We start from the raw sequence: 22,081 nt of genomic DNA on the forward strand, positions 1-22,081 counted from the left end.
CAGGGGGGCTCAGAGCACCGCCACCGACCTCAGCACGTCCCCCCGTTGCAGCCGGCCGAAGGCGCTCTCCAGGTCGTCCAGGGCGACCGTCTCCGAGACGAACGCCTCCAGGTCGAGCTTGCCGCGCAGGTGGAGGTCGATGAGGACGGGGAAGTCGCGGCTGGGCAGGCAGTCGCCGTACCAGGAGGTCTTCAGGGCGCCGCCGCGCGAGAAGAGGTCGTGCAGCGGGATTTCGACGTGCAGGTCCTCCTCGGGGGCGCCGACCTGGACCAGGACCCCGGCCAGGTCGCGCATCGCGAGGGCCTGCTGGAAGGTGTCCGGACTGCCGACCGCGTCGATCGTGACGTCCACGCCGTGCCCGCCGGTGAGCGTGCGGACGGCCGCCACCGGGTCGGTCCAGCGGGAGTTGACGGTGTCGGTGGCTCCGAAGCGCTCGGCGGCGTCCAGCTTGCGGGCGTCCACGTCCACCGCGATCACCCGGCGGGCGCCGGCCAGCGAGGCCCCGGCGATGGCGGCGTTGCCGACTCCGCCGCAGCCGATCACGGCCACGGTGTCGCCGTTGCCGACCCGCCCCGTGTACACCGCGGCGCCGTACCCGGCCATCACCCCGCAGCCGATCAGCCCGGCGGCCTCGGGCCGGGCCGACGGGTCGACCTTGACCGCCTGGCCGGCGGCGACCAGCACCTTCTCGGCGAACGCGCCGATGCCGAGCGCGGGCGTGAGCGGCGTACCGTCCAGCAGGGTCGTCCGGCCGCGCGCCGTACGGGAGTCGAAGCAGTACCAGGGGCGGCCGCGGCGGCAGGAACGGCAGGAGCCGCAGGGGGCGCGCCAGGCGAGGACGACGTAGTCGCCGGGCGTGAGGCCACCGCAACCGGGGCCGGTGGCCTCGACGATGCCGGCCGCCTCGTGGCCGAGCAGGTAGGGGAAGGCGTCACCGGCCGCGCCGTCGCGGTGGTGCACGTCGGTGGGGCAGACGCCGCACGCCTGCACTTGTACGAGGACCTCTCCGGGCCCCGGGTCGGGCACCAGGACCGGCAGGACCTCGACCGGCGCCCCCTTCTTCACGGCGATGACGGCGCGGGCTTCGTGCGGCATGTCTTCACTCCTCGACAGCGCCTGTGGCGGCGGAGGGCGGTGCCCGGTTTGTGTTGCCTATGATGCGGTCTGTTGCATCATATGAGACATGCTGGGATTCAGGGGCGGATCCGTCAAGAGGTTTTCGCCCTTGCGGCGCAAGGGAGTTCAGATCGCGAAGCCCATGGCGCGCGACAGCTCGGCCGCCGCCTTCGCGGCCCGTTCGGCGAGCTCCGGCAGCAGCTCCTGCTCCATGCGGTACGCCGGTCCTGACACGCCGATAGCGCCGATCACCGCGCCGTCGTGCGCCCGCACCGGCGCGGCGACCGCGTTCAGCCCGATCTCCAGCTCCTCGGCGGTGCAGGCGTACCCCTGCTCCAGGGCCTCGGTCAGCTGCGCGCGCAACGGCGCGGTCGTGAGGGTGTGCTCGGTGAAGCGGGGCAGCGAACGGGTCAGCAGGTTGTCGCGGCGCTCCCGCGGCAGGTGCGCCAGCAGGACCTTGCCGCTCGCGGTGGCGTGCAGCGGGGTGCGCCGGCCCAGCCAGTTGTACGCCGTGACCGCGGCCGAGCCGCGCGCCTGCATGATGTTGACCGCCGCGTCGCCGTCGAGCACCGCGATGTTGGCCGTCTCGCCGGTGTCCTCGGCCAGCGCCCGGCACACCGGGGCGCCCTCCTGGGAGATGTCCAGCCGGATCGCGGCGGCGCCCGCCAGCCGCAGTACGCCCGCGCCCAGGTAGTACTTGCCGCGCTCGCCCTCCTGCTCGACCAGCCCGCGGTTCTCCAGGACGCCGAGGATCCGGAAGGCGGTCGACTTGTGGACGCCCAGCTCCTCGGCCAGTTCGGTCACCTTGGCCTCGCCCAGCCGGGCCAGGATCTCCAGCACGCTCACCGCCCGGTCGACGGACTGGACGGAGCCGCCTCCGCCGCGTGTGCTGTCGCCGGCTTCCTCGGCGGTCTCGTTGGTGCTGCTCTCGCTCGTCTTCGGCATCGGTCTGTGCGTCACCGCCCGGTGGCCCTGTGCGGCCAGTTGTCGGGAGCCCGTCGTGACCGACTCCCGTAGCTCGGTCTGTTGCGCGTCACCCAGTTGCGTATTGCGCTGAGCGATGCGCAATGGGAAACGTCATCATACCGATCGACGCCAAAGAGGCCAGATGGTGGCCGAAACCACGGGAAGTCTTTCCGCTCCGTACGGCATGGCGAAGGAAGACAGCCGGTGCGGACGCGGCCGCACGCGAAGGCCGAGGGATGCTCCTGTACGGCCGCACGCGAAGGCCGAGCGGCGCTCCTGTACGGCCGCACGCGGCGACTGAGCGGCGCACCTGCGCGGCCTCAGGCGGCGGCCGAGCGGCGCTCCTGCCGTCGCGCGCGCCGCCGCTCCCGGCGCAGTGCCCTGGCCGTGCTGCTCGGGCGCGACTCCACGCCGTTGCGCTGGATCCACACCTGCCGGGTCACCCAGACGTCCAGCACGCCCCACGTCGCGACGATCGTCGAGGCGACCGTGCTGAGCACCGCGGGGAAGGCGAGCCAGGACCCCGCGAGCGTGCTGAGGAAGGCGACCATCGCCTGAACGAGTGTCACCGCCACGATGATCACGGCGCGTACGGCGGCGGCACGAACCGGATCGGGCATCCGGGGGCGGGGGGACGGATCCTCCTGCCACAGCGTGTCGCCTCTGCCGATGTCCATGAAAGCGTCACTCTCCCCGTACTTTCCCCGCCTGCCCGGCTGTTCGGTGACTGCCCGGATTTTCTCCGGTACATGCTGCCGCGTACCGGCGTTCCCGATCTTATGGGGACCCGCCGCACGCTCCGTGGCGGAGGCCACACGGGCGGGCGGGTTGTCCCGGAATCGTCGGACAAGGGGGGCTATCCGGTCCTGACCTGCGGCCCACTCCGCCGGACAGCTCTTCGAGTTGATCCCCCGACAGTAGTAGGCTCGCGCCGTTTGTTGACGGAACACCATCCCCGCGCGCCGGGGTTGACGTAGGGGAGGCCATGCGCTTTCGCGGGAAGTCCATCCGCCGGAAGATCGTGGCGTTGCTGCTCGTACCTCTGGTGTCCTTGACCGCCATGTGGGCGTTCGCCACCTACGTCACCGGAAGCGAAGCCCGCCAACTGCTGAAGGTCGCGGTCATCGTCGACAAGGTCGGCTACCCGACGGAGGACGCCGTACAGGCTCTCCAGAAGGAGCGCCGCGCCACCCTGGTCTACCTCGCGGACCCGCGCATCGCGGGCTCCCTGACGGAGCTGCGCCGCCGAACCCGCGCCACGGACCGGGCCGTTGCCCAGCTGCGCAGCAACGCCGACTCCTCCGGCGTGCGCGAGGACCTGCTCGGCAGCGCGGGACCGCGGCTGCGGACCGCGCTCGACGGCTTCGCCGGCCTGGACGAGCTGCGCGACCAGGTGGAGAACAACACCCTCACCCGCCGCGAGGCGTTCCAGCAGTACAACGCCCTGGTCGACCCCTGCTACGACTTCATGGGCAGCCTGCACTTCCTGCCGAACGCGGACATCTCCAAGGAGGGCGGCGCGCTGGTGGGCGTCACCCGCGGGCGCGAGGCCGTCTCCCGTGAGGACGCGGTGCTCAGCGCCGCGCTGGTGTCCCGCTCGATGACCCCGCGCGAACTGCGGGATTTCGCCGACCGGGTGGCCGAGCGCAAGCTCCTGTACGACACCAACCTCACCTCCCTGCCCGCGAGCGAGCGGGCCGTCTACGAGGACTACTGGAACGGCGACAAGCCGCGCGAACTGCAGTCCTTCGAGGACAAGGTGATCGCCGCCGGACCCTCGGCCGCCCCCACCGCCGTCAACGCCGAACGCTGGCACAGCGTCGCGGGCCGGGTCCTCGACGACCTGGACGGGCTGGACAAGGAAGCGGGCGACCGCTTCGAGGACCGCGTCCAGCCCCAGGCGATGACCGTGCTCGCCAAGGCCGCCTTCGCCGGTGTGCTCGGCTTCGTGGCGCTGCTCGCCTCGATCGTCGTCTCCTTCCGGCTGGGCCGCCGGCACGTGAAGGACCTCAGCCGGCTCCGCAAGGACGCGCACGAGGTCTCCGGCGTACGACTGCCCAGCGTCATGCGCCGCCTCGCCGCCGGCGAACGGGTCGACGTGGAGGCCGAGGCGCCCCGACTGGAGTTCACCCAGGACGAGATGGGCCAGGTCGCCCAGGCGCTCAACACGCTGCAGCGGGCCGCGATCGAGGCCGCCGTCAAGCAGGCCGACATGCGCCGCGGCGTCTCCGAGGTCTTCGTCAACCTCGCCCGCCGCAGCCAGGTCCTGCTGCACCGCCAGCTCACCCTGCTGGACGCCATGGAGCGGCGCACCGAGGACACCGACGAGCTGGCCGACCTGTTCCGCCTGGACCACCTCACCACCCGTATGCGGCGGCACGCCGAGGGCCTGGTCATCCTCTCGGGCGCCGCGCCCTCCCGGCAGTGGCGCAAGCCCATCCAGCTCATGGATGTCGTGCGCGCCGCGGTCTCCGAGGTCGAGGACTACGAGCGCATCGAGGTGCGGCGGCTGCCGCGCCTCGCAGTGGAGGGCCCGGCGGTCTCCGACCTCACCCACCTCACCGCCGAACTCCTGGAGAACGCCACCGTCTTCTCGCCGCCGCACACCGCCGTACAGGTGGTCGGCGAGCGGGTCGCCAACGGCTTCGCCCTGGAGATCCACGACCGCGGCCTGGGCATGGCGCCGGACGCGCTCCTGGACGCCAACCTCCGGCTCGCCGAGACCCCCGAGTTCGAACTCTCCGACACCGACCGGCTCGGCCTCTTCGTGGTCAGCCGGCTCGCCCAGCGGCAGGGCGTACGCGTCTCCCTGCAGGCCTCCCCGTACGGCGGCACCACCGCGGTGGTGTTCATCCCGGGCACGCTGCTGACCGAGACCTACGACGGCCGCGGCGAGGACACCGGTTCGGTGGAGCGGCCCGCGCCGGCCGCCCGTGGTGGCGACCTGGCGGCCCTCGCCCAGATCCCGGTGCCGCTCCCGGAGCGCACCTCGGACCTGCCGGCGCGGCGGCCCGCCGCGGACGAGGACGCGCACGTCCTCCGCGGCCCCCGGCGGCAGCGCCGCACAGAGGAGAGCCGCCCCGCTTCGCCCACGGGCCCCGTCCCCGCCGAGAGCGAGCAGCACCGGCCGGCCGGCGACCGGGCCCCGGGCGAAGGGCCCGCGCCCCTGCCGCGCCGCCGCCGCTCGCCGGCGCTGGTCAGCGACCACGGCCGGCCGGTGCCGGGAGCGGGCGGCGGCCCGGCCGGCGAGGAGACCCACGGGCGCCGGGAGCACGGTCGCGCGCAGGGCGGCCAGGCCGACGGCCCCGCCGAGCAGCGCTCCACGGAGCGCGGCGCGCAGGACGAGTCGGAGCGCAGCGGCGCCTACCGGCTCCCCGGCCGGCCGACCGCGGACGCATCCGCCGGCGACCGGCCCACGGAGGCCGCGCCCGCGCCCGCTGAAGAGGCGCAGCCCGCCCGTACGGTGCGCGGCCTGCCCCGGCGCGTACGGCAGGCCAGCCTCGCCCCCCAGCTCAAGGCGTCGACCGACCGGCAGGCCGGCGCGGCGCCCGAGGCCGCGGACCCCGCGGCCGACCGTGACGCCGAGGCCGTGCGGGCCCGCATGGCCTCGCTCCAGCGTGGCTGGCAGCGGGGCCGGCGCGAATCCGGCGACGACGGCAGCGGCACAGCACCGAGAAAGAACATGGGAGGGGACGGTCGATGACCGCACCGAAGGCAACAGCAGCAGGGACCGCAGCGAAGGGCTCGGGCGAACTGGGCTGGCTGCTCGACGAGCTGGTCGGCCGGGTGGGCTCCATCCACAAGGCGCTCATCCTCTCCAGCGACGGACTGGCCACCGGCGCCTCGGCCGACCTGTCCCGGGAGGACGCCGAGCACCTGGCGGCGGTCGCCTCCGGCTTCCACAGCCTGGCCAAGGGCGTCGGCCGGCACTTCGAGGCGGGCCAGGTCCGACAGACCATGGTCGAGCTGGACGAGGCGTTCCTGTTCGTGAGCGCCGCGGGCGACGGCAGCTGCCTGGCCGTGCTCGCCGACGCCGACTCCGATGTGGGCCTGATCGCGTACGAGATGACGCTGCTGGTCAAGCGGGTGGGTACGCACCTGGGCACGGCGCCCAGGGCCGACCGGCCCAGTTGAGGATGACGACGGTGACCGCATGAACCGAGTGACCGCATGAACCGAGAAGAACAGGCCGGGCCCGGAGCGGGCCCGGCCCGGTGGTTCGACGACGAGGCGGGCCCGGTCGTACGTCCGTACGCCATGACCCGCGGCCGTACCGCCAGCGGGGCCGTCGCCGGACTCGACCTGATCGCGCAGGTGATCGCGGAGAGCCGGGCCGACGAGCCGGTCACCGACCAGTCCCTGTCGCCCGAGCACCTCGACATCGTCGACCTCACCCGGGAGGCCCCGCTCTCGGTGGCCGAACTGGCCGCCGAACTCGACCTGCCCGTCGGCGTGGTCCGGGTCCTGATCGGCGATCTGCTGGAGGCCGAGCTGGTGCGGGTCAGCCGGCCCGTACCGCCCGCCGAACTCCCCGACGAAGGCATCCTGCGCGAGGTCATCAACGGCCTGCGCGCCCTCTGAGCGGCGCGGCCGGGCCCGGGCGCCCCAGGGCCCCGCCCGGCCGCGTACGCCCGTTCAGCCGCCGTACAGGCCGCTCTCAGCCGCCGTCGTACAGGGGTGCTCTCAGCCGCTGCCGTACAGGCCGCTCTTAGCCGCCGCCGTACAGGGCTGCTCTCAGCCGTCGTGCGGGACCGCTCTCAGCCCCCATCGTGCGGGACCGCTCTCAGCCGCCGTACAGCGCCAGGTACGGCGCCAGCGCGAACAGGGCCACGACCAGGCCCGTCTTGAGCGTGCGCGAGGGGAGCGCGCGGGCCAGCCGCCAGCCGATCAGCACGCCCGCCAGCTCCGGCACGCCGACGAGCGCCGCCAGCGGCCAGTCGACCGCGCCGTGCGCGACGTAGCCGAGCGTCCCCGCGGTGGCGATGACCACCGACTGGGCCTGCGCGACGGCCAGCGCGGCCAACACCGGCATCCGCAGCGCGACGAGCAGCGGCACGGTGAGCATCGGTCCGCCGACCCCGAACACGCCGCTCGCCACCGCCACCCCGAAGCCCAGCGGTGCCGTCACCCGTGCCGGGGGATACGCCGCCCCCGTAGGCGCGGCCCGCCGCTCGCGGTACCAAAGAAGCGCGCCGACCAGCGCCACGAAGAAGCCCAGCAGCAGCCCGAAGGCCCGCCCCGAGACGACGGTGTTGGCCAGCACGCCGAGCGGCGTGCCGAGCACCGCCGCACCCGCCAGCACCCAGGCCGTACGCCGTGTCCGGAGCTCCCGCAGCTCGCCGGAGCGCACGTACGCGGCGGTGCCCAACAGGCCTGTCGCCACGTGGGTGACGATGGCGGTGCCGGCTACCTGGGCGGGGGAGAGGCCCGTGAGGACGAACAGCCCCACGGTCGCGAGGACGCCACCGGGCCCCACGGCCGTGATGCCCACCCCGGCCACCAGCCCGAAGAGGGCCAGCAGCACCAGCGTGGCGGTGTCGAGCCCGGCCCCCGTCATCGCGACTCCGTGGGGGCCGGGCCGCGGTGCAACGTGGCGTGCAGGGCCAGTCGGTCCGCCCTGATGTGCAGCGACTCGGCGTCCACGGGGCGGCCGTCCGCGAGGTGCGTGAGCCGTTCGATGGCGAAGACCGCGGCACCCGCCTCCACGCCCAGCAGCGCGGCGGTGTCCGGGTCCGCGGTCACCGCGTGCACCGACACCTCCGCGCGGCCCAGCCGCTGCCCGGACGTCTCCTCGATGAGCGCGAACAGGTCGCGGTGCGCCAGGTCGCAGCCCAGCAGCGGCAACCCGATGTCGGCCGTCAGGTACGTGGTGTCCAGGGAGAGCGGCAGGCCGCCCAGCCGGCGCAACCGCTCTACGTGCACCGCTCCCTCGCCCGGGGCCAGGCCCAGCCGCTCCACGATGGCCGCCGGGGGAGCCGGGACCGGATGCGCCGCCCGTACCTCGTTGGTGACCGTCCCGTGCCCGGTCAGCGTCTCCGCCAGGCCCGCCAGCCGGTCCAGCCCGTGGCCGTACTTGGGCAGTACGACCGTCGTGCCCACACCCTGCTTGCGGGTGATCAGCCCTTCGTTGCGCAGCAGGGCGAGCGCCTCCCGTACGGCGTTGCGGGACGCCCCGAGGTGCGCGCCCAACTCGCGCTCGCCGGGCAGCACTCCGCCGTCGTACGCGCCGCTGGTGATCCGGTGGCGGAGCACGTCGGCAAGCTGCCGGGCCCGCTCGGCCCGGGGGCGCGAGGACACCCACGGCCCGTCGTCCCTGCCCTGCGCACCCGATGGTGCCGTCTCCCGCATGGCCGACTCCTTTCCGTGGCGGCACGTGGCGGCACGTGGCGGCATCATGCCGCCGCCGCGTTCTCCGCAGCCTCCGACGGTACCGCCGTGGCATTACGCCGGAGTTACGCCACCCCGATTGACCTGCATAAACGCCTGACCAGTGGGTTCATGGCGGGCCGCTCGGCGATCCGCCGGGCCGGGATCTCCGTGTGCAGGGCTCCGCACGGTCAGTGAACATGAACACATCACACAGGGGCGGTGCCGGGCCGCGGGCTTGTCGTCGGTACAGTCGGTGCGGAACGATCCACTCCCACGCAGGAGTTGTCGTACTCCCACAGTTGTCGTCAGCCGCGGTGCGCCGGCCCGCCGCTGACACGACACCACCGAAATCGGAGGAAGCGGTCAATGGTCTTCGGGCGCGCTGAGCGACGCCGCAAGCAAGCCGTCGAGCCGGTCACGCTCAAGATCCTCGTCGCGGGCGGTTTCGGCGTCGGCAAGACGACCCTGGTCGGCGCGGTGAGCGAGATCAAGCCGCTGCGTACGGAGGAGCAGCTGACCGAGGCGAGCCTGCCCTTCGACGACACCGCCGGCGTCGAGGGCAAGCACACCACCACCGTCGCCATGGACTTCGGCCGGATCACCCTCCGCGAGGACCTGGTCCTCTACCTCTTCGGCACCCCGGGCCAGGACCGCTTCTGGTTCCTGTGGGACGAGCTGGCCACCGGCGCGCTGGGCGCCGTCGTGCTCGCCGACACCCGCCGCCTGGAGGACTCCTTCGCCGCGATCGACTACTTCGAACGCCGCGGCATCCCTTTCACCGTCGCCGTCAACTGCTTCGAGGGCGCCGAGCGCTACCCCGCCGACACCGTCCGCGAAGCGCTGGACCTCGACCCCGAGGTCAGCATCGTGGACTGCGACGCCCGGGAGAAGGACTCGGCGCGCGACGTCCTCATCGAGGTCGTCCAGCACGCCCTGCGCATGAGCGAGGAGCAGCACCAGCCGGCGCTGTCCTGACTCCCGGGCCGCACGAGGGGGCGCCGACGGCGGTGCCGCGCTGCCCGGGGGCTACGACAGGGAAACGGCCTCCGACGGCGCCGCGCGGCCCGTACCCCGCCGTCCGGAGTACGGGCCGCCACGATCCCGCGGACGGCCGTGCGGCAGCCCGTGGGACGTCAACCCCGCGGACAGCCGTGCGGCAGCCCACGGGACGCTCTGCTCGTCGTGCGACGTCGATTGTGCTGCGACGCTGCTCGTCCTGTGACGCTGCTCGTCCTGTGACGTCGCTTCTCCTGTGACGTGCCCTACTCGCCGTTCTCGTCCAGCCAGCCGAAGCTGCGCTCCACCGCCTTCCGCCACTGCGCGTACTCCCGCTCGCGGACCTCGCCCGGCATTCGCGGCGCCCACTCCGCGTCCCGCTTCCAGTGCGCCCTCAGCTCGTCCAGGTCCTGCCAGACGCCGGTGGCCAGCCCCGCCGCGTACGCCGCGCCCAGACAGGTCGTCTCGGCCACCACCGGCCGGATCACCGGCACGCCCAGCACATCCGCCTGATGCTGCATCAGCAGATTGTTGGCGGTCATCCCGCCGTCCACCTTCAGCGACGTGATCTGCACGCCCGAGTCCTGGTACATCGCGTCCACGACCTCGCGGGTCTGCCAGCTCGTCGCCTCCAGCACGGCACGCGCCAGATGCGCCTTCGTGACGTACCGGGTCAGTCCGGTGATCACACCCCGCGCGTCGGAGCGCCAGTACGGCGCGTACAGCCCGGAGAACGCCGGCACGATGTACGCGCCGCCGTTGTCCTCGACGCTCGCCGCCAGCGTCTCGATCTCCTCGGCGGCGCTGATGATGCCCAGCTGGTCGCGGAACCACTGCACCAACGCGCCGGTGATCGCGATCGAGCCCTCCAGGCAGTACACCGGGGCCTCGCCGCCGAGCCGGTACCCCATGGTGGTGAGCAGCCCGCTCTTCGACGGCACGGGCCGGTTACCGGTGTTGAGCAGCAGGAACGACCCGGTGCCGTACGTGTTCTTGGCCTCGCCGACGCCGTAGCAGGTCTGCCCGAACACCGCGGCCTGTTGGTCACCCAGCGCCGACGCCACGGGCACGCCCGCCAACTGGCCCACGGCCGTCCCGTACACCTCAGCCGAGGACCTGATCTCCGGCAGCACCGCCTCGGGTACCCGCATCGCCGAGAGGATCGCCGGGTCCCACTGCAACGTCGAGAGGTTCATCAACATCGTCCGGCCGGCGTTGGTCACGTCCGTGACGTGCGCCCCGCCGTCCGTGCCACCGGTGAGGTTCCAGATCAGCCAGGAGTCGATGGTGCCGAACGCGATCTCGCCGGCTTCCGCACGTGCCCGCAGCCCGGGGACGTTGTCCAGCAGCCAGGCCGCCTTCGGCCCGGAGAAGTAGCTGGCCAGCGGCAGGCCCGTGGCGTCCCGGAACCGGTCCTGGCCGTCCGCGCCACCCAGCTCGTTGCAGAGCGCCGCGGTACGCGTGTCCTGCCAGACGATTGCGTTGTGCACCGGCTTCCCGGTCCGCCGGTCCCACAGGACCGTCGTCTCCCGCTGGTTCGTGATGCCCAGCGCGCTGAGCTGGTCCGCGCGCAGCCCGGCGTTGGCGAGCGCCCCCGCCACCACCGCCTGCACCTTCGACCAGATCTCTGTCGCGTCGTGCTCCACCCAGCCCGGCTTGGGGAAGATCTGCCGGTGTTCGCGCTGGTCGACGGCGACGATCGCACCGTCCTGGTCGAAGATGATGCAACGGCTGGAGGTGGTGCCCTGGTCGATCGCGGCGACGTACTTCGGCGTGGTCTTCGGCGTGCTGTCCGTCATGGCGTCTCCTCAGTCGGATGACCGCAGTCGGTGAGCGTGCTGCCCGCAGCGCCAGGCTGCGGGCGGAACGACGCGGTCGGTAGGGCGTACGCGGAATACGAGGGGCGGAGCCGATGGGGGAAGGGGCGAGCCCGGGGCGTGGGACCGGGATACCGGGGGTGCCGGGTGCCGGGTGCCGGGTGCCGGGTGCCCGGTGTGCCGAGGGCGCTGGCGATGACTGTGGAGCCGGCGTGCCGAGGGCGCTGGCGAAATCGTGGAGCCGGTGGGCCCATGTGCTGGTGTGCCCATGTGCCGGTGTGCCGGTGTCCGTCGGGAACCGATGCCATCCCTGAACCGTTCTACCGGTACCTGCCGAGAACCACTGTCAACCGTGAACCGCCGTACTGCTGTCGACGGGCCTGCCGTCCTGGGACGGCCCGCGCGTACCGCTCGCTGTCAGAAGGCCGCGTTGTAGATCAACGCGGAGAGCACCGCCCCGATCAGCGGACCCGCGACCGGCACCCAGGCGTAACCCCAGTCCGAGGTTCCCTTGTTCGGGATGGGCAGCAGCGCGTGCGCGATACGAGGGCCGAGGTCGCGGGCCGGGTTGATGGCGTACCCCGTCGGACCACCGAGGGAGAGACCGATGCCGACCACCAACAGAGCGACGAGCAGCACGTTGATACCCGACCCGTAGACCCCGCCGGACGTGCCCGGGATCGGCCCGATGCCGATGCCCTTGTTCTCGCCGAAGAACAGGATCGGCAGCACCAGGCCGATGGTCGCGATGATCTCGGTGGCGAGGTTCGCCACCGGCTTGCGCACCTCCGGTCCGGTGGAGAAGACGCCGAGCGTCGGCTGCGCCTTGTCCGCCTGCGAGTTCGCCGCGAACTGTGCGTAGTACGCGCCCCAGGTGAGCGCCGCACCGATGAGTGCACCGATGAGCTGCCCCGCCATGTACAGCGGCACCTTCGACCACGGGGTGCCGCCCGCGACGGCCGAGCCGAGGGTGACGGCGGGATTGAGGTGGCCACCGGACAGCGGCGCCGAGGTGTAGGCACCGGCGAGCACGCCGAGGCCCCAGCCGAACGCGATGGCCACCCAACCGGCCGACTTCGCTTTGGAGTAGTGCAAGGTGACGGCGGCGCAGACGCCCGCGCCGAAGAGAATCAGGATCGCGGTGCCGATGATCTCACCGACGAATATGTCCCCATTGGAATACATCTGCGGCTCCTTGGGCCCTTGCCCGGGGCGGACCCCGGTCCTCCGTGCAGGGTGCGTACCTCTCCCATGGCTCGGCCACATGAATTCCGGACGCGCCATGGTGTTCGTACGGAGCGGAGCCGGCGGCCGTGATTCCCGCATCACCCGCCCGGCCTCCGCGATGAGCGCGCCAGTGCGGTGGGACGCCGGTGGGGCGCAGGACAACGCGCGGCGACGCCACGCGGTCGGGGGAGCCTGCGTACGGCACGCCGACTGACACCGGAAGTGTTCACCGGCCGTCATGGAGCGTCAAGGACATGGACAGCAACGACCCGCGCCGCTCAAGGCGTACACCGCCCCGCACGCCTCCCCGGGCTCGAAACTCGCAGACCACGGGGGCGACCACCGCTCGGCAGCCCCACCCGCACGCTCCCCTCCCTGCCCGAACCGGTACCGGACCGCATCCGAACCGCGATCGAAGGAGGCGACGTGGCCGGGCCGCGCGGCCCGGCGCTTCACGCGAGACTCAATGCGTGGGCCGCAATTCGCCCCCGTACTTGTCTTGAAGGGAGCCCACGGGTGCCGAACCGGCCGACGGGGTCGCCGGTGCTTGGATCGAGGGGGCGCCCGGCGATGGGGACGAGGGGCTGGGCGATGCGGTCGAGGGACCGGACGTTGCACCGGCCGCCGAGGGACCGGACGTTGTGCCGGCCGCCGAGGGCAGGCTTGCCGACTCCGAGGGCAGGCTCGCCGACTCCGATGGGAGGCTTGCCGACGCCGCCGCTTCCGGCGCTGACGCCACTGCGTCCGGTGCTGACGCCGGTGCCGTTCGCGGTGCTGACGCCCCCGCTGCCCCCGGTGCTGACGCCGGTGCCGTTCCCGATGCGTACGCCGGTGCCGTCGCACCGGCCACTCGCCCCCGGCGAACCTCCTGGTGGGCCGATCCGAGCCGGCTGAGCACCCAACTCGCCCCGATCAACCCCTTCGCCGCCTTCTTCAGCGGGGCCAGCGCGGCCGCGGCCGCCGCGTGGCCCGTGACCGTACCCGCCGGACACACCACCGTGGCCAGCGACATCGTCACCGGCCTCCCGCCCGCCGACCACGGCACGTCCAGCACCGCAGCGGCCACCGCGTCCAGCCCGTCCGGATCGGTCAGCACCAGGAAGTCGTCGCCGCCGATGTGCCCCACCCGGCAGGCCGCGTCCCCGCTCGCCGCTCGGGCCAGCGCCGCGCCCACCGCTCGGATCAGTTCGTCCCCCGCCGCGAACCCGGCGCCATCGTTGACCTGCTTGAACCCGTCCACGTCCAGCCAACTCACCGCGACGGCCCGACCCTGCGCGAGCCGCCGGTCCACCTCCGCGTTGACCGCGTCGGAACCCGGCAGCCGCGTCAGCGGATTGAGCCGCACCGCCTCCTCCACCCGACTCTCCGCGAGCGCCCGCAGGATGTCCGCCAGATGCACCACCCCGATGCACCGGCCCCGCTCGTCCACCACCGCGACATCGTCCCCTGTACGGTCCCGGTCGCCGTCCGCGATGACGTCCAGCACCTCCCACGCCGTCGCGTCGGCGCCGACCGTACGCGGCCGGTCGCCCAGCCGCAGGGCCGGCCGGTCCGCGTACAGTGCGTGCCCGTACCGCCCGGACAGCGACAGCAGGAACCGGTTCCGGTCCACGGCCCGTACGGGCACGCCGTCCGCGTCCACCAACAGCACCCCGGATACGTCCGGCAGCCCCGTGAGCCGGCTGCGTACCTCCTCCGCCGAGGCCGTCACCGGCAGCAGCGCTGCCGGCTGCACGAACTGCGCCACCGGCGGTCCGGCCGTGACCCCGACGGCCTCCCCCACCCCACCGGCCTCGGACACCCCGCCGACCTCCGCCCCGGCCGACCTCGTCGTCCCGGCCGGGACGGTGGTTCCAGGCATCCCGGACGGGGCGGTGGCCCCAGCCCTCCCAGTCCTCCCGGCCCTCCCAGCTGTCCCGACCGGGACGGTCGTCCCAGTCGGTCCGGCCGTCGTCCTGACCGGCGTGGCCGAACCGGCCACCATGGCCGACGCGGACGGCGTCTGCGGGGGCACGAAAACCTCGGCCGCGGGCCGCCGCGCGGGTGGTGCGAACAGATGCCCCTGTCCGAGCTGCGCGCCGGCCAGCCGCACCGCCGCGTAACTCCGCTCGGTCTCCACGCCCTCCACCGCCAGCAACCCGCCCAACTCGTCGCAGAGCTGCCGCACCATCCGTACGACCGCTGCCCGCCCCGGCCGGACGTCCAGGTCCGCACAGAGCGAGGCGTCCAGCTTGATGATGTCCGGCGCCAGATCGCCCAGCAGCCGCAGCGGTATGTCCCCGTCGCCCACCCCGTCCGCACAGATCCGAAAGCCGTCGGCGCGCAGCTCCGCCACCGCCTCCAACAGCGCACAGGCCGGTACGTGGGTGTACGGCCCGGTCAGGTCGAGCGTGATCTCGCACGGTCGTCGTCCCGATGCGCGCACCGCCGAACGGAACGCCGTGAGTTCGGGGAACTCGGCCGCGGTGGCCGCGAACAGGTTCACCTGGAGTGGCAGCAACGTCTCACGGTGCGTGGCGTGCCGGATCGCCAGCGCGGCCAGGTCGACGTCGAGGGCGGGGGAGCGGTGGGCCTGTGCCAGCACGTCCCCGCGCTCGGGACGGGCGAATATCTCCAGCGCGGCGACGGTGCCGGTCGTGAGGTTGACGACGGGCTGGTAGGCGAATCGGAGCTGGTCCGTCCAGGCAGGCACGCGGACAGCATGCCCCCCACCCGCCTCCTGCGCAGCAGGGTTCACGCGCTGTTCACGCACCCTTCCTGCGCGTAGGGAGAATGCACCGACCGACCCAGGCGATTCGGGGGAGCGGAGGACACACACGCCCTGGGGCGTCCGCCCGTCAGGCAGCCCGTCGCGATGAGAACTCCCGAAGCCGCGCCTCGCGAACCAGCATCACACCTCACATCTCGTACCTCACGCCACATATCTCGCATCGCGGATCTCGCACGCCACTTTCCGTACTTTCCCTCTCCGACTCCACCCACCGTGTCTCTTCCTCTCCCGCGTCTCTTCCTCTGCCTGCGCCGGTGACGCGGACCGCGCCGCCCCGGTACAGTCGCCCGGCGCGATCAAGCCGTCCCACCGGGGGAGACCGCATGGCCGACGACCGTTCGACGCCCGCAGCGGCGGTCCGCCTGACCGCCCTCACCAAGGATTTCGGCACCGTACGCGCCGTCGACAGCGCCGAACTCAACATCAGGAAGGGCGAGTTCTTCTCTCTCCTCGGCCCGTCCGGATCAGGCAAATCAACCCTCCTCCGCCTCATCGCCGGATTCGAAGCCCCCAGCTCCGGGCGCGTCGAACTCGCCGGCCGCGACGTCACCGCACTACCGCCCCACCACCGCGATGTGCACACCGTCTTCCAGGACTACGCCCTCTTCCCGCACATGACCGTCGAGCAGAACGTCGGTTACGCACTCCTCGTCGCCGGCGTCCGCAAGGACGAACGCCGTGCTCGTGCCCGCGAAGCCCTCGCGACCGTACGGCTCGACGGATACGGCGACCGGCGTCCCGCGCAGCTCTCCGGCGGCCAGCGACAGCGGGTCGCCCTCGCCCGGGCCCTCGTCGACCGCCCCGGACTGCTGCTGCTCGACGAACCGCTCGGCGCGCTCGACCTCAAGCTCCGTCAGCAGATGCAGACCGAACTGAAGCAGATCCAGCGCACCACCGGTATCACCTTCCTCCTCGTCACTCACGACCAGGAGGAGGCGCTGACGATGAGCGACCGAGTCGCGGTCCTGGACGGCGGCCGCATCGAACAGGTCGGCTCACCCCTGGAGATCTACGATCGCCCGGCCACCGCCTTCGTAGCGGGCTTCGTGGGCATGACGAATCTGCTGCGCGGCGAGGCCGCACAACGAGTGGCAGGCCGCCCGGGCACCTACAGCATCCGCCCCGAACGCATACGCATCACCCCTCTCGACAACACCCCCTCTCCGACACTCCCACCTCCGGCAACCGTGAAGCCCACATCCTCCCCATCCCCCACAACCCCGACGCGTCCCGCGAGCGACTCAGGGCCCGCGGAGTCGACCCGCGCCACTGCCGTGACAGAGGCTGCCCCCATCACTGCCGTACCGGAGGCAGCCCCCACCACTGCCGTGTCAATGGAACGCTCGGTCACCGGCCGGATCGCCGACATCGCCCACGCCGGGCCGCACACCCGCTTCCTCGTCCGGCTCGACGAAGGCGGCGACCGCCTGACCGTCCTCCGCCTGAACACCGCCCCGGCTCTGCCCCTGCGCCCCGACTCCCCGGTCCGCCTCACCTGGACCTCCGACGACGCCTACCCCGTCCCCAACTGACTCGCTCCGCTCCTCCCTCCCTCGTTCCCTTCGCTGTCAGACTGCCCCGCCAACCCTCCCGCCAGCCGCCCCGCAAGTCGCTCGGCCAGCCGCTCCGACAGGCGCACCGACAGGCGCTCCGCCAAGAGTTGACCCGATCGATGCCCCACGCGCTCTGGTGGAGTGCGCTCTTGATCCGGATACTGAGCGACGCTCAGCACCTGTGTCTGACGCCGTGTGCGACGGGAGAGAACCGGATGCGCAACACGAACGTGTGGAAGGCCGCCGCCGCGGCCACGGTCCTGCTACTGGCCGTCGGGTGCGGCTCCTCGGGCGGTGGTGGCGGAGGCGACGCCCGGGATGGTGGCTTCCGAGCTCCCGACATTCCCATGAAGAAATCGCTCGGTAAGGGCGAAGGACAGGTCAACATCATCGCCTGGGCGGGCTACGCCGAGGACGGCTCCAACGACCCCAAGATCGACTGGGTCCACCCGTTCGAGAAGCAGACCGGTTGCAAGGTCAACACTAAGACCGCTGGCACCTCCGACGAGATGGTCTCGCTGATGAAGACCGGCCAGTACGACACCGTCTCGGCCTCCGGCGACGCCACCCTGCGCCTGATCGCCTCCGGCGATGTCGCACCCGTCAACACCAAGCTCGTACCGCACTACAAGGACATCTTCGCGGGCCTGAAGAAACAGCCGTTCAACTCCGTCGACGGACAGATGTACGGCATTCCGCACGGCCGAGGCGCCAATCTCCTCATGTATCGCACCGACAAGGTCAAGCCCGCCCCCGACTCCTGGCGAGCCGTTTTCGAAGACGCACCGAAGCACGCCGGCAAGGTCACCGCCTACGACTCGCCCATCTACATCGCCGACGCCGCGCTGTACCTGATGAAGGCCGAGCCGCAACTGGGCATCAAGAACCCGTACGCGCTGGACCAGCGGCAACTGGATGCAGCCGCCGCACTTCTGAAGAAGCAGCACGCCAACGTCGGCGAGTACTGGAGCGACTACCAGAAGGAAGTCACCGCCTTCAAGGGTGGCGACAGCGTCATCGGCACCACCTGGCAGGTCATCGCCAACCTGACCAAGGCCGAGAAGGCCCCGGTCAAGGCCGTCCTGCCCAAGGAAGGCTCCACCGGTTGGTCGGACACCTGGATGGTGTCCGCCAAGGCCCAGCGCCCCAACTGCGCGTACAAGTGGCTCGACTGGATCGTCTCACCGAAGGTGAACGCCCAGGTTGCCGAGTACTTCGGCGAGGCACCCGCCAACGCGAAGGCGTGCGACGAGACGACCGACCCCAAGCACTGCGCCACGTATCACGCCGACGACGAGAGTTACTACAAGCGCGTCCACTTCTGGACCACGCCCGTCAAGCAGTGCTTGGACGGGCGGACGACCGTGAAGTGCACCGACTATGCGCAATGGACCCGCGCCTGGACGGAGATCAAGGGCTGAGAGGACCAGGCCGGTGACCTCACCGATGCAACCCCCTCCACCAGACCCCTCGTCGTCAGACCTTTCACCGTCAGGCCTTTCGAGGTCAGACCTCGCGCCGTCAGGGGGCTCAGCGACTGACGTCTCACCGGCTGACGTCTCACCGGCTGACGTCTCACCGATCGGGACCTCAACAACTGACACCCCGGCGGAAGAAGCCTCCTCGGCGGCCGGCTCCCGTGCGCGAGCCCGACTGAGGCTGGCGGCGTTGCTCGCACCACCCCTTTTGTGGCTGGGCCTCGCCTACCTCGGCTCGCTCGCTGTCCTTCTGCTCTCCGCTTTCTGGACCACCGACAGCTTCACCTCCGATGTCATTCATGTCTGGAACACCGACAACTTCCGCACGATCCTGACCGACTCGGTCTACCGCACAATCACCCTGCGTACCCTCGGCGTGGCTGTAGCCGTCACTCTCATCGACGCCCTCCTTGCCCTGCCCATGGCCTTCTTCATGGCGCGGGTGGCGTCCGGGCGGTGGCGGCGTGCCCTGCTCGTGGCCGTGCTCACGCCCCTGTGGGCCGGCTACCTCGTCAAGGCGTATGCCTGGCGCGTCATGCTCGGCGAACACGGTCTGGTCAACGCGGTACTCGCCCCGCTGGGACTGACCGGCCCCGGCTACGGCCTGCCTGCCGTAGTCCTCGTCCTCGCCTACCTCTGGCTGCCCTACATGGTCCTCCCCGTGTTCGCGGCCTTGGAGCGGCTCCCCACCCACCATCTGGAGGCCTCCGCCGACCTCGGTGCCGGTGCCTGGCGCACCCTGCGCCTCATCGTCCTGCCCGCCGTACGCCCGGCCCTTTTCGCCGGCTCCGTTTTCACCTTTTCCCTCAGCCTCGGCGACTACCTCACCGTCCAGATCGTGGGTGGCCGCACCCAACTGCTCGGCAACGTCATCGCCTCACAGGTCACCCTCGACCTGCCGCTGGCAGCCGCGCTCTCCGCCGTACCGGTCGTGCTGATCGTCTGCTACCTGGCGGCCGTGCGGCGCGCCGGAGCCCTGGACTCACTGTGACTCCCCGTATCTCACATTGCCTTTCCCCTCTGCTCCCCGTCCCGTTTTCCTTACTCACTGTGACAACGGACCGTCGAACGCCCCGGTTCCCGCATCCGACATCCGATTCCGCGCCGGACAGCTCATCAGCGATTCCGGCTCCGACACGCGCCGCCATCCCCGGTCCCGCACCGGACCGACCTGCCGTTCGCGAGGAGGACGTGAGGTGCATCTGACCCGCACCGCCCGGGCCGTGCTGGGCGTGCTCATGACCATGGGGCTGGCGATCGTCCACGTGCCCCTGCTCCTGGTCGTCCTCAACTCTTTCAACGCCGACCGCTCCTTCGCCTGGCCGCCCAGCGGGCTGACGGGCGAATGGTGGGTGCGCGCCGTGCGCAGTCAAGGTGTGCGGGACGCCCTGTGGACGTCCCTGCAGGCGGGTCTCGCCGCCACCGCCATCGCCCTGGTCCTCGGCGTACTCGCCGCCTTCGCCGTCCACCGGCACCGCTTCTTCGGCCGGCAGACGGTCTCGTTTCTGGTGGTGCTGCCGATCGCGCTGCCGGGCATCGTCACGGGCATCGCGCTCAACGCGGCGTTCCGTACCGTCCTGGACCCGCTCGGCATCGGCTTCGGCCTGTTCACCGTGATCGTCGGCCATACGACCTTCTGCGTCGTCATCGTCTTCAACAACGTCGCCGCCCGGCTGCGCCGTATCGCGCCCTCGCTCGCCGAGGCCTCCGCCGATCTGGGCGCCCGCCCCGCCCAGACCTTCCGCCACGTCACCCTGCCCGCGCTGCGGTCGGCGTTGTTCGCAGGCGCCCTGCTCGCCTTCGCCCTCTCCTTCGACGAGATCGTGGTCACCACGTTCACCGCCGGGCCGGGGACGAAGACGCTGCCCATCTGGATCTACGAGAACCTGGCCCGCCCGAACCAGGCTCCGGTCATCAACGTCGTCGCCGCCCTGCTCATCGCGTTGTCGGTGATCCCGGTGTACGTGGCCCAGCGGCTCTCGTCGGACTCGGCCGGCGGGCGGTTGTGAGCGCGGGAAGCCATGAGCAGGTCAGCGACCGGCCGTGAGCAGGGCGGGGCCGTGGGGGCTACGCCGCGTTCTCCGCGAGCCACTTGCGGGCGATCTCGTCCAGTTCGGCGTCCCGTCCCGCCAGCATCATGCGGATCGTCTGCGCGTCACCACGCAGCGACCACGCCGGGTGCCCGAAGGTGGCCGGGTTGTTGCCCTCGATGAGGAAGTGCGCCGGCCAGGCCGTTCCGTACCCGATCAGCGGCAGCCCGAGCAGCAGCTTCCGGCGCCGCCGCAGCAGCCCGTACGCCGAGACCGCGAGCCCGGTGAGCGTGCCCGTCAGGTGCACCCATCGAGTCGCGGCCTTGGAGTGCATCGCCACGTAGTACGGCCAGAACTCCTCGTAGCTGTTGAATTCCCGTGTCGTCATGGGCGGCACGTTAGCGTCGGTGCACAACGGCTGTCAGTGGCGTGCGCGACGACGGGCGGGGGCCACGCCTGTCAGTGGCGTCCGGCGAGCGATTTCCGTGAGATGGGGAAGTCGAAGTAGGTGTCGGGGAACGTCTCCGGCTGGAAGGTGTAGTGCCACCACTCATACTCGTAGTTCACGAAGCCGGCCTTCTCCAGCCCCGCCTTGAGGAACAACCGGTTCTTCCGCTGCTCGCCCTTCACGCGCGGATCGAGGGTGTGCGCCAGGGTGTCGAAGCAGTCGAAGCCCGTGCCCATGTCGAGCGAGTTGTCGGGGAACCGGTCGTCCCGCGGGCCGTAGCACGGGTGCAGCGGCTCACCGGGCACGTACGGGCGGGTGGGCAGTGCAGGCAGCTTTGCCAGCGTCAGGTCGACCGTACTGCCACGACTGTGCCCGGATTTCTCGGCGATGTACCCGTCCTTGAAGAGCGTCGACTTGTCGACCTGTGGATAGAACTCGCCTTTCATACGCTGGTCGTCCAGGTCCTTGGCCCACTCCACGAAGTGGTTCACCGCCCGCTGCGGCCGGTAGCAGTCGTAGACCTTCAGGGTGTAGCCCTTCTTGAGGAACGACACCTGTGCCCGGTGCAGCGCGTTCGCCGCGTCCCGTGTGAGGAGACACATCGGCTTCTCGTAGCCAGTGACCGGCACGCCCATGAAGTTGTGCGGCGTGTAGTACCGGATCTCCTGCCGGATCGTCGGATCCACGTCGCGCAGCGCCACGAATTCCTTCGGGGCCCTCGGGTCCTTGGTGGGTGAGGCCTGCCCCGAAGCCGGATGTCCTTGCGGTTGCTGGGCCTGGGCGCCCGGGGGCAGCGCGGCGACGCATACCAGGGTGGCGGCAGTGACGGCGAGGCCGCGCAGCGCGGCAGCAAGTCTTGGCATGCCCATCGTCTACCAGGCCCGCACCAGCCTGCGGAAGACCACCACGCGGGGTCTGAGCGCCATCTCCGGGCCGGCGTCGGTCAGCTCGGCGTCAGTTCCACGACTGCCAGCCGATCCGCTGGATGGACCTCGCGCACCTCCAGCCCGGCCCGTGCCGCCAGCACCGTCAGGTCCGTGACGCCGCGCTCACGGCCACCGAAGTACACCAGCATCCGCAGGTCCATCGCCGTGTTGACTGCCTCCCCGCCCGCGCCGAACTTCTCCACCACCAGGACCTTGCCCGTACGGCCGGCAGCCCAGGCGCAGCTTCTGAGGATCGCCACCGCCGCCTCGTCGTCCCAGTCGTGCAGCACGGCACACAGCAGATAGCCGCAGCGTCGCCGCGGTCCGGATGGCCATCGGCGTCACCAGGTCCGCCAGTTCCCCCACGTTCCGGGACGCGCCGCCG

Annotated in this window: 19 protein-coding genes; 8 read left to right on the forward strand and 11 right to left on the reverse strand. The window is 71.5% G+C overall.

Annotated elements, in window-relative coordinates; all coding sequences use genetic code 11:
- Window positions 1-9 precede the first annotated feature (9 nt).
- The 3 genes from IF20_RS35190 to IF20_RS35200 all read right to left on the reverse strand — a co-directional run bounded on the left by IF20_RS35190 (window position 10) and on the right by IF20_RS35200 (window position 2,858).
- Entirely contained in the window at window positions 10-1,095 is a 1,086-nt protein-coding gene (locus IF20_RS35190) for an S-(hydroxymethyl)mycothiol dehydrogenase (RefSeq protein WP_052869521.1), read from the reverse strand.
- A 147-nt stretch (window positions 1,096-1,242) separates the two neighbouring features.
- The gene (locus tag IF20_RS35195) at window positions 1,243-2,061 is read right to left on the reverse strand and encodes an IclR family transcriptional regulator (protein ID WP_052869522.1); all 819 of its coding nucleotides are present in this window, start codon (window positions 2,059-2,061) and stop codon (window positions 1,243-1,245) included.
- Between the two features lie 341 nt (window positions 2,062-2,402).
- Window positions 2,403-2,858, reverse strand: coding sequence for a hypothetical protein (locus IF20_RS35200; protein WP_234426970.1), 456 nt, complete (start codon window positions 2,856-2,858; stop codon window positions 2,403-2,405).
- A 209-nt stretch (window positions 2,859-3,067) separates the two neighbouring features.
- Between IF20_RS35200 and IF20_RS35205 the strand changes: the two genes are divergently transcribed.
- From IF20_RS35205 to IF20_RS35215, 3 genes are read left to right on the forward strand one after another with little or no spacing between them, the layout of a single operon-like run.
- Window positions 3,068-5,785 (forward strand): nitrate- and nitrite sensing domain-containing protein, encoded by a 2,718-nt coding sequence (locus IF20_RS35205; protein ID WP_052869524.1) that lies wholly within the window; start codon window positions 3,068-3,070, stop codon window positions 5,783-5,785.
- A complete protein-coding gene (locus IF20_RS35210) occupies window positions 5,782-6,216 on the forward strand; it encodes a roadblock/LC7 domain-containing protein (protein WP_052869525.1) in 435 nt (144 codons plus the stop codon). The genes IF20_RS35205 and IF20_RS35210 overlap by 4 nt, the downstream gene beginning before the upstream one ends.
- Before the next feature lie 36 nt (window positions 6,217-6,252).
- A complete protein-coding gene (locus IF20_RS35215) occupies window positions 6,253-6,663 on the forward strand; it encodes a DUF742 domain-containing protein (protein WP_052869526.1) in 411 nt (136 codons plus the stop codon).
- A gap of 202 nt (window positions 6,664-6,865) precedes the next feature.
- On the opposite strand, the gene IF20_RS35220 is transcribed toward IF20_RS35215, so the two are convergent.
- Window positions 6,866-7,639: a sulfite exporter TauE/SafE family protein gene (locus IF20_RS35220; RefSeq protein ID WP_052869527.1), complete on the reverse strand. Its 774-nt coding sequence runs from the start codon at window positions 7,637-7,639 to the stop codon at window positions 6,866-6,868.
- Complete coding sequence (locus tag IF20_RS35225) at window positions 7,636-8,430, reverse strand: GntR family transcriptional regulator (protein WP_052869528.1); 795 nt, start codon at window positions 8,428-8,430, stop codon at window positions 7,636-7,638. The genes IF20_RS35220 and IF20_RS35225 overlap by 4 nt, the downstream gene beginning before the upstream one ends.
- A 387-nt stretch (window positions 8,431-8,817) precedes the next feature.
- Between IF20_RS35225 and IF20_RS35230 the strand changes: the two genes are divergently transcribed.
- Window positions 8,818-9,426, forward strand: coding sequence for a GTP-binding protein (locus IF20_RS35230; protein ID WP_052869529.1), 609 nt, complete (start codon window positions 8,818-8,820; stop codon window positions 9,424-9,426).
- Between the two features lie 287 nt (window positions 9,427-9,713).
- Here the strand turns inward: IF20_RS35230 and glpK are convergent, their stop codons facing one another.
- From glpK to IF20_RS35245, 3 genes are all read right to left on the reverse strand, one after another.
- A complete protein-coding gene (gene glpK / locus IF20_RS35235; RefSeq protein ID WP_052869530.1) occupies window positions 9,714-11,246 on the reverse strand; it encodes a glycerol kinase GlpK in 1,533 nt (510 codons plus the stop codon).
- Window positions 11,247-11,681: 435 nt separating this feature from the next.
- Window positions 11,682-12,449, reverse strand: coding sequence for an MIP/aquaporin family protein (locus IF20_RS35240; protein WP_052869531.1), 768 nt, complete (start codon window positions 12,447-12,449; stop codon window positions 11,682-11,684).
- Between the two features lie 505 nt (window positions 12,450-12,954).
- Complete coding sequence (locus tag IF20_RS35245) at window positions 12,955-15,183, reverse strand: GGDEF domain-containing protein (RefSeq protein WP_110944852.1); 2,229 nt, start codon at window positions 15,181-15,183, stop codon at window positions 12,955-12,957.
- 401 nt (window positions 15,184-15,584) lie between these two features.
- On the opposite strand from IF20_RS35245, the gene IF20_RS35250 reads away from it, so the two are divergent.
- The 4 genes from IF20_RS35250 to IF20_RS35265 all read left to right on the forward strand — a co-directional run bounded on the left by IF20_RS35250 (window position 15,585) and on the right by IF20_RS35265 (window position 20,301).
- Window positions 15,585-16,793 (forward strand): ABC transporter ATP-binding protein, encoded by a 1,209-nt coding sequence (locus IF20_RS35250; RefSeq protein WP_052869532.1) that lies wholly within the window; start codon window positions 15,585-15,587, stop codon window positions 16,791-16,793.
- 236 nt (window positions 16,794-17,029) lie between these two features.
- The gene (locus IF20_RS35255; protein WP_052869533.1) at window positions 17,030-18,235 is read left to right on the forward strand and encodes an ABC transporter substrate-binding protein; all 1,206 of its coding nucleotides are present in this window, start codon (window positions 17,030-17,032) and stop codon (window positions 18,233-18,235) included.
- Window positions 18,236-18,467: 232 nt separating this feature from the next.
- A complete protein-coding gene (locus tag IF20_RS35260; protein WP_234426971.1) occupies window positions 18,468-19,283 on the forward strand; it encodes an ABC transporter permease in 816 nt (271 codons plus the stop codon).
- A 205-nt stretch (window positions 19,284-19,488) separates the two neighbouring features.
- Window positions 19,489-20,301, forward strand: a complete 813-nt coding sequence (locus tag IF20_RS35265; protein ID WP_052869534.1) for an ABC transporter permease — start codon at window positions 19,489-19,491, stop codon at window positions 20,299-20,301.
- Between the two features lie 58 nt (window positions 20,302-20,359).
- On the opposite strand, the gene IF20_RS35270 is transcribed toward IF20_RS35265, so the two are convergent.
- The 3 genes from IF20_RS35270 to IF20_RS35280 form a co-directional block, all read right to left on the reverse strand.
- Window positions 20,360-20,710, reverse strand: coding sequence for a DUF962 domain-containing protein (locus tag IF20_RS35270; RefSeq protein WP_052869535.1), 351 nt, complete (start codon window positions 20,708-20,710; stop codon window positions 20,360-20,362).
- A 71-nt stretch (window positions 20,711-20,781) separates the two neighbouring features.
- Window positions 20,782-21,633, reverse strand: a complete 852-nt coding sequence (locus IF20_RS35275) for a M15 family metallopeptidase (RefSeq protein WP_052869543.1) — start codon at window positions 21,631-21,633, stop codon at window positions 20,782-20,784.
- An 80-nt stretch (window positions 21,634-21,713) separates the two neighbouring features.
- Complete coding sequence (locus tag IF20_RS35280; protein WP_110944853.1) at window positions 21,714-21,998, reverse strand: methyltransferase; 285 nt, start codon at window positions 21,996-21,998, stop codon at window positions 21,714-21,716.
- Between the last annotated feature and the right edge of the window lie 83 nt (window positions 21,999-22,081).

It is taken from the genome of Streptomyces niger (genome assembly GCF_000718305.1).
In the GTDB taxonomy this organism is placed as follows: domain Bacteria; phylum Actinomycetota; class Actinomycetes; order Streptomycetales; family Streptomycetaceae; genus Streptomyces; species Streptomyces niger.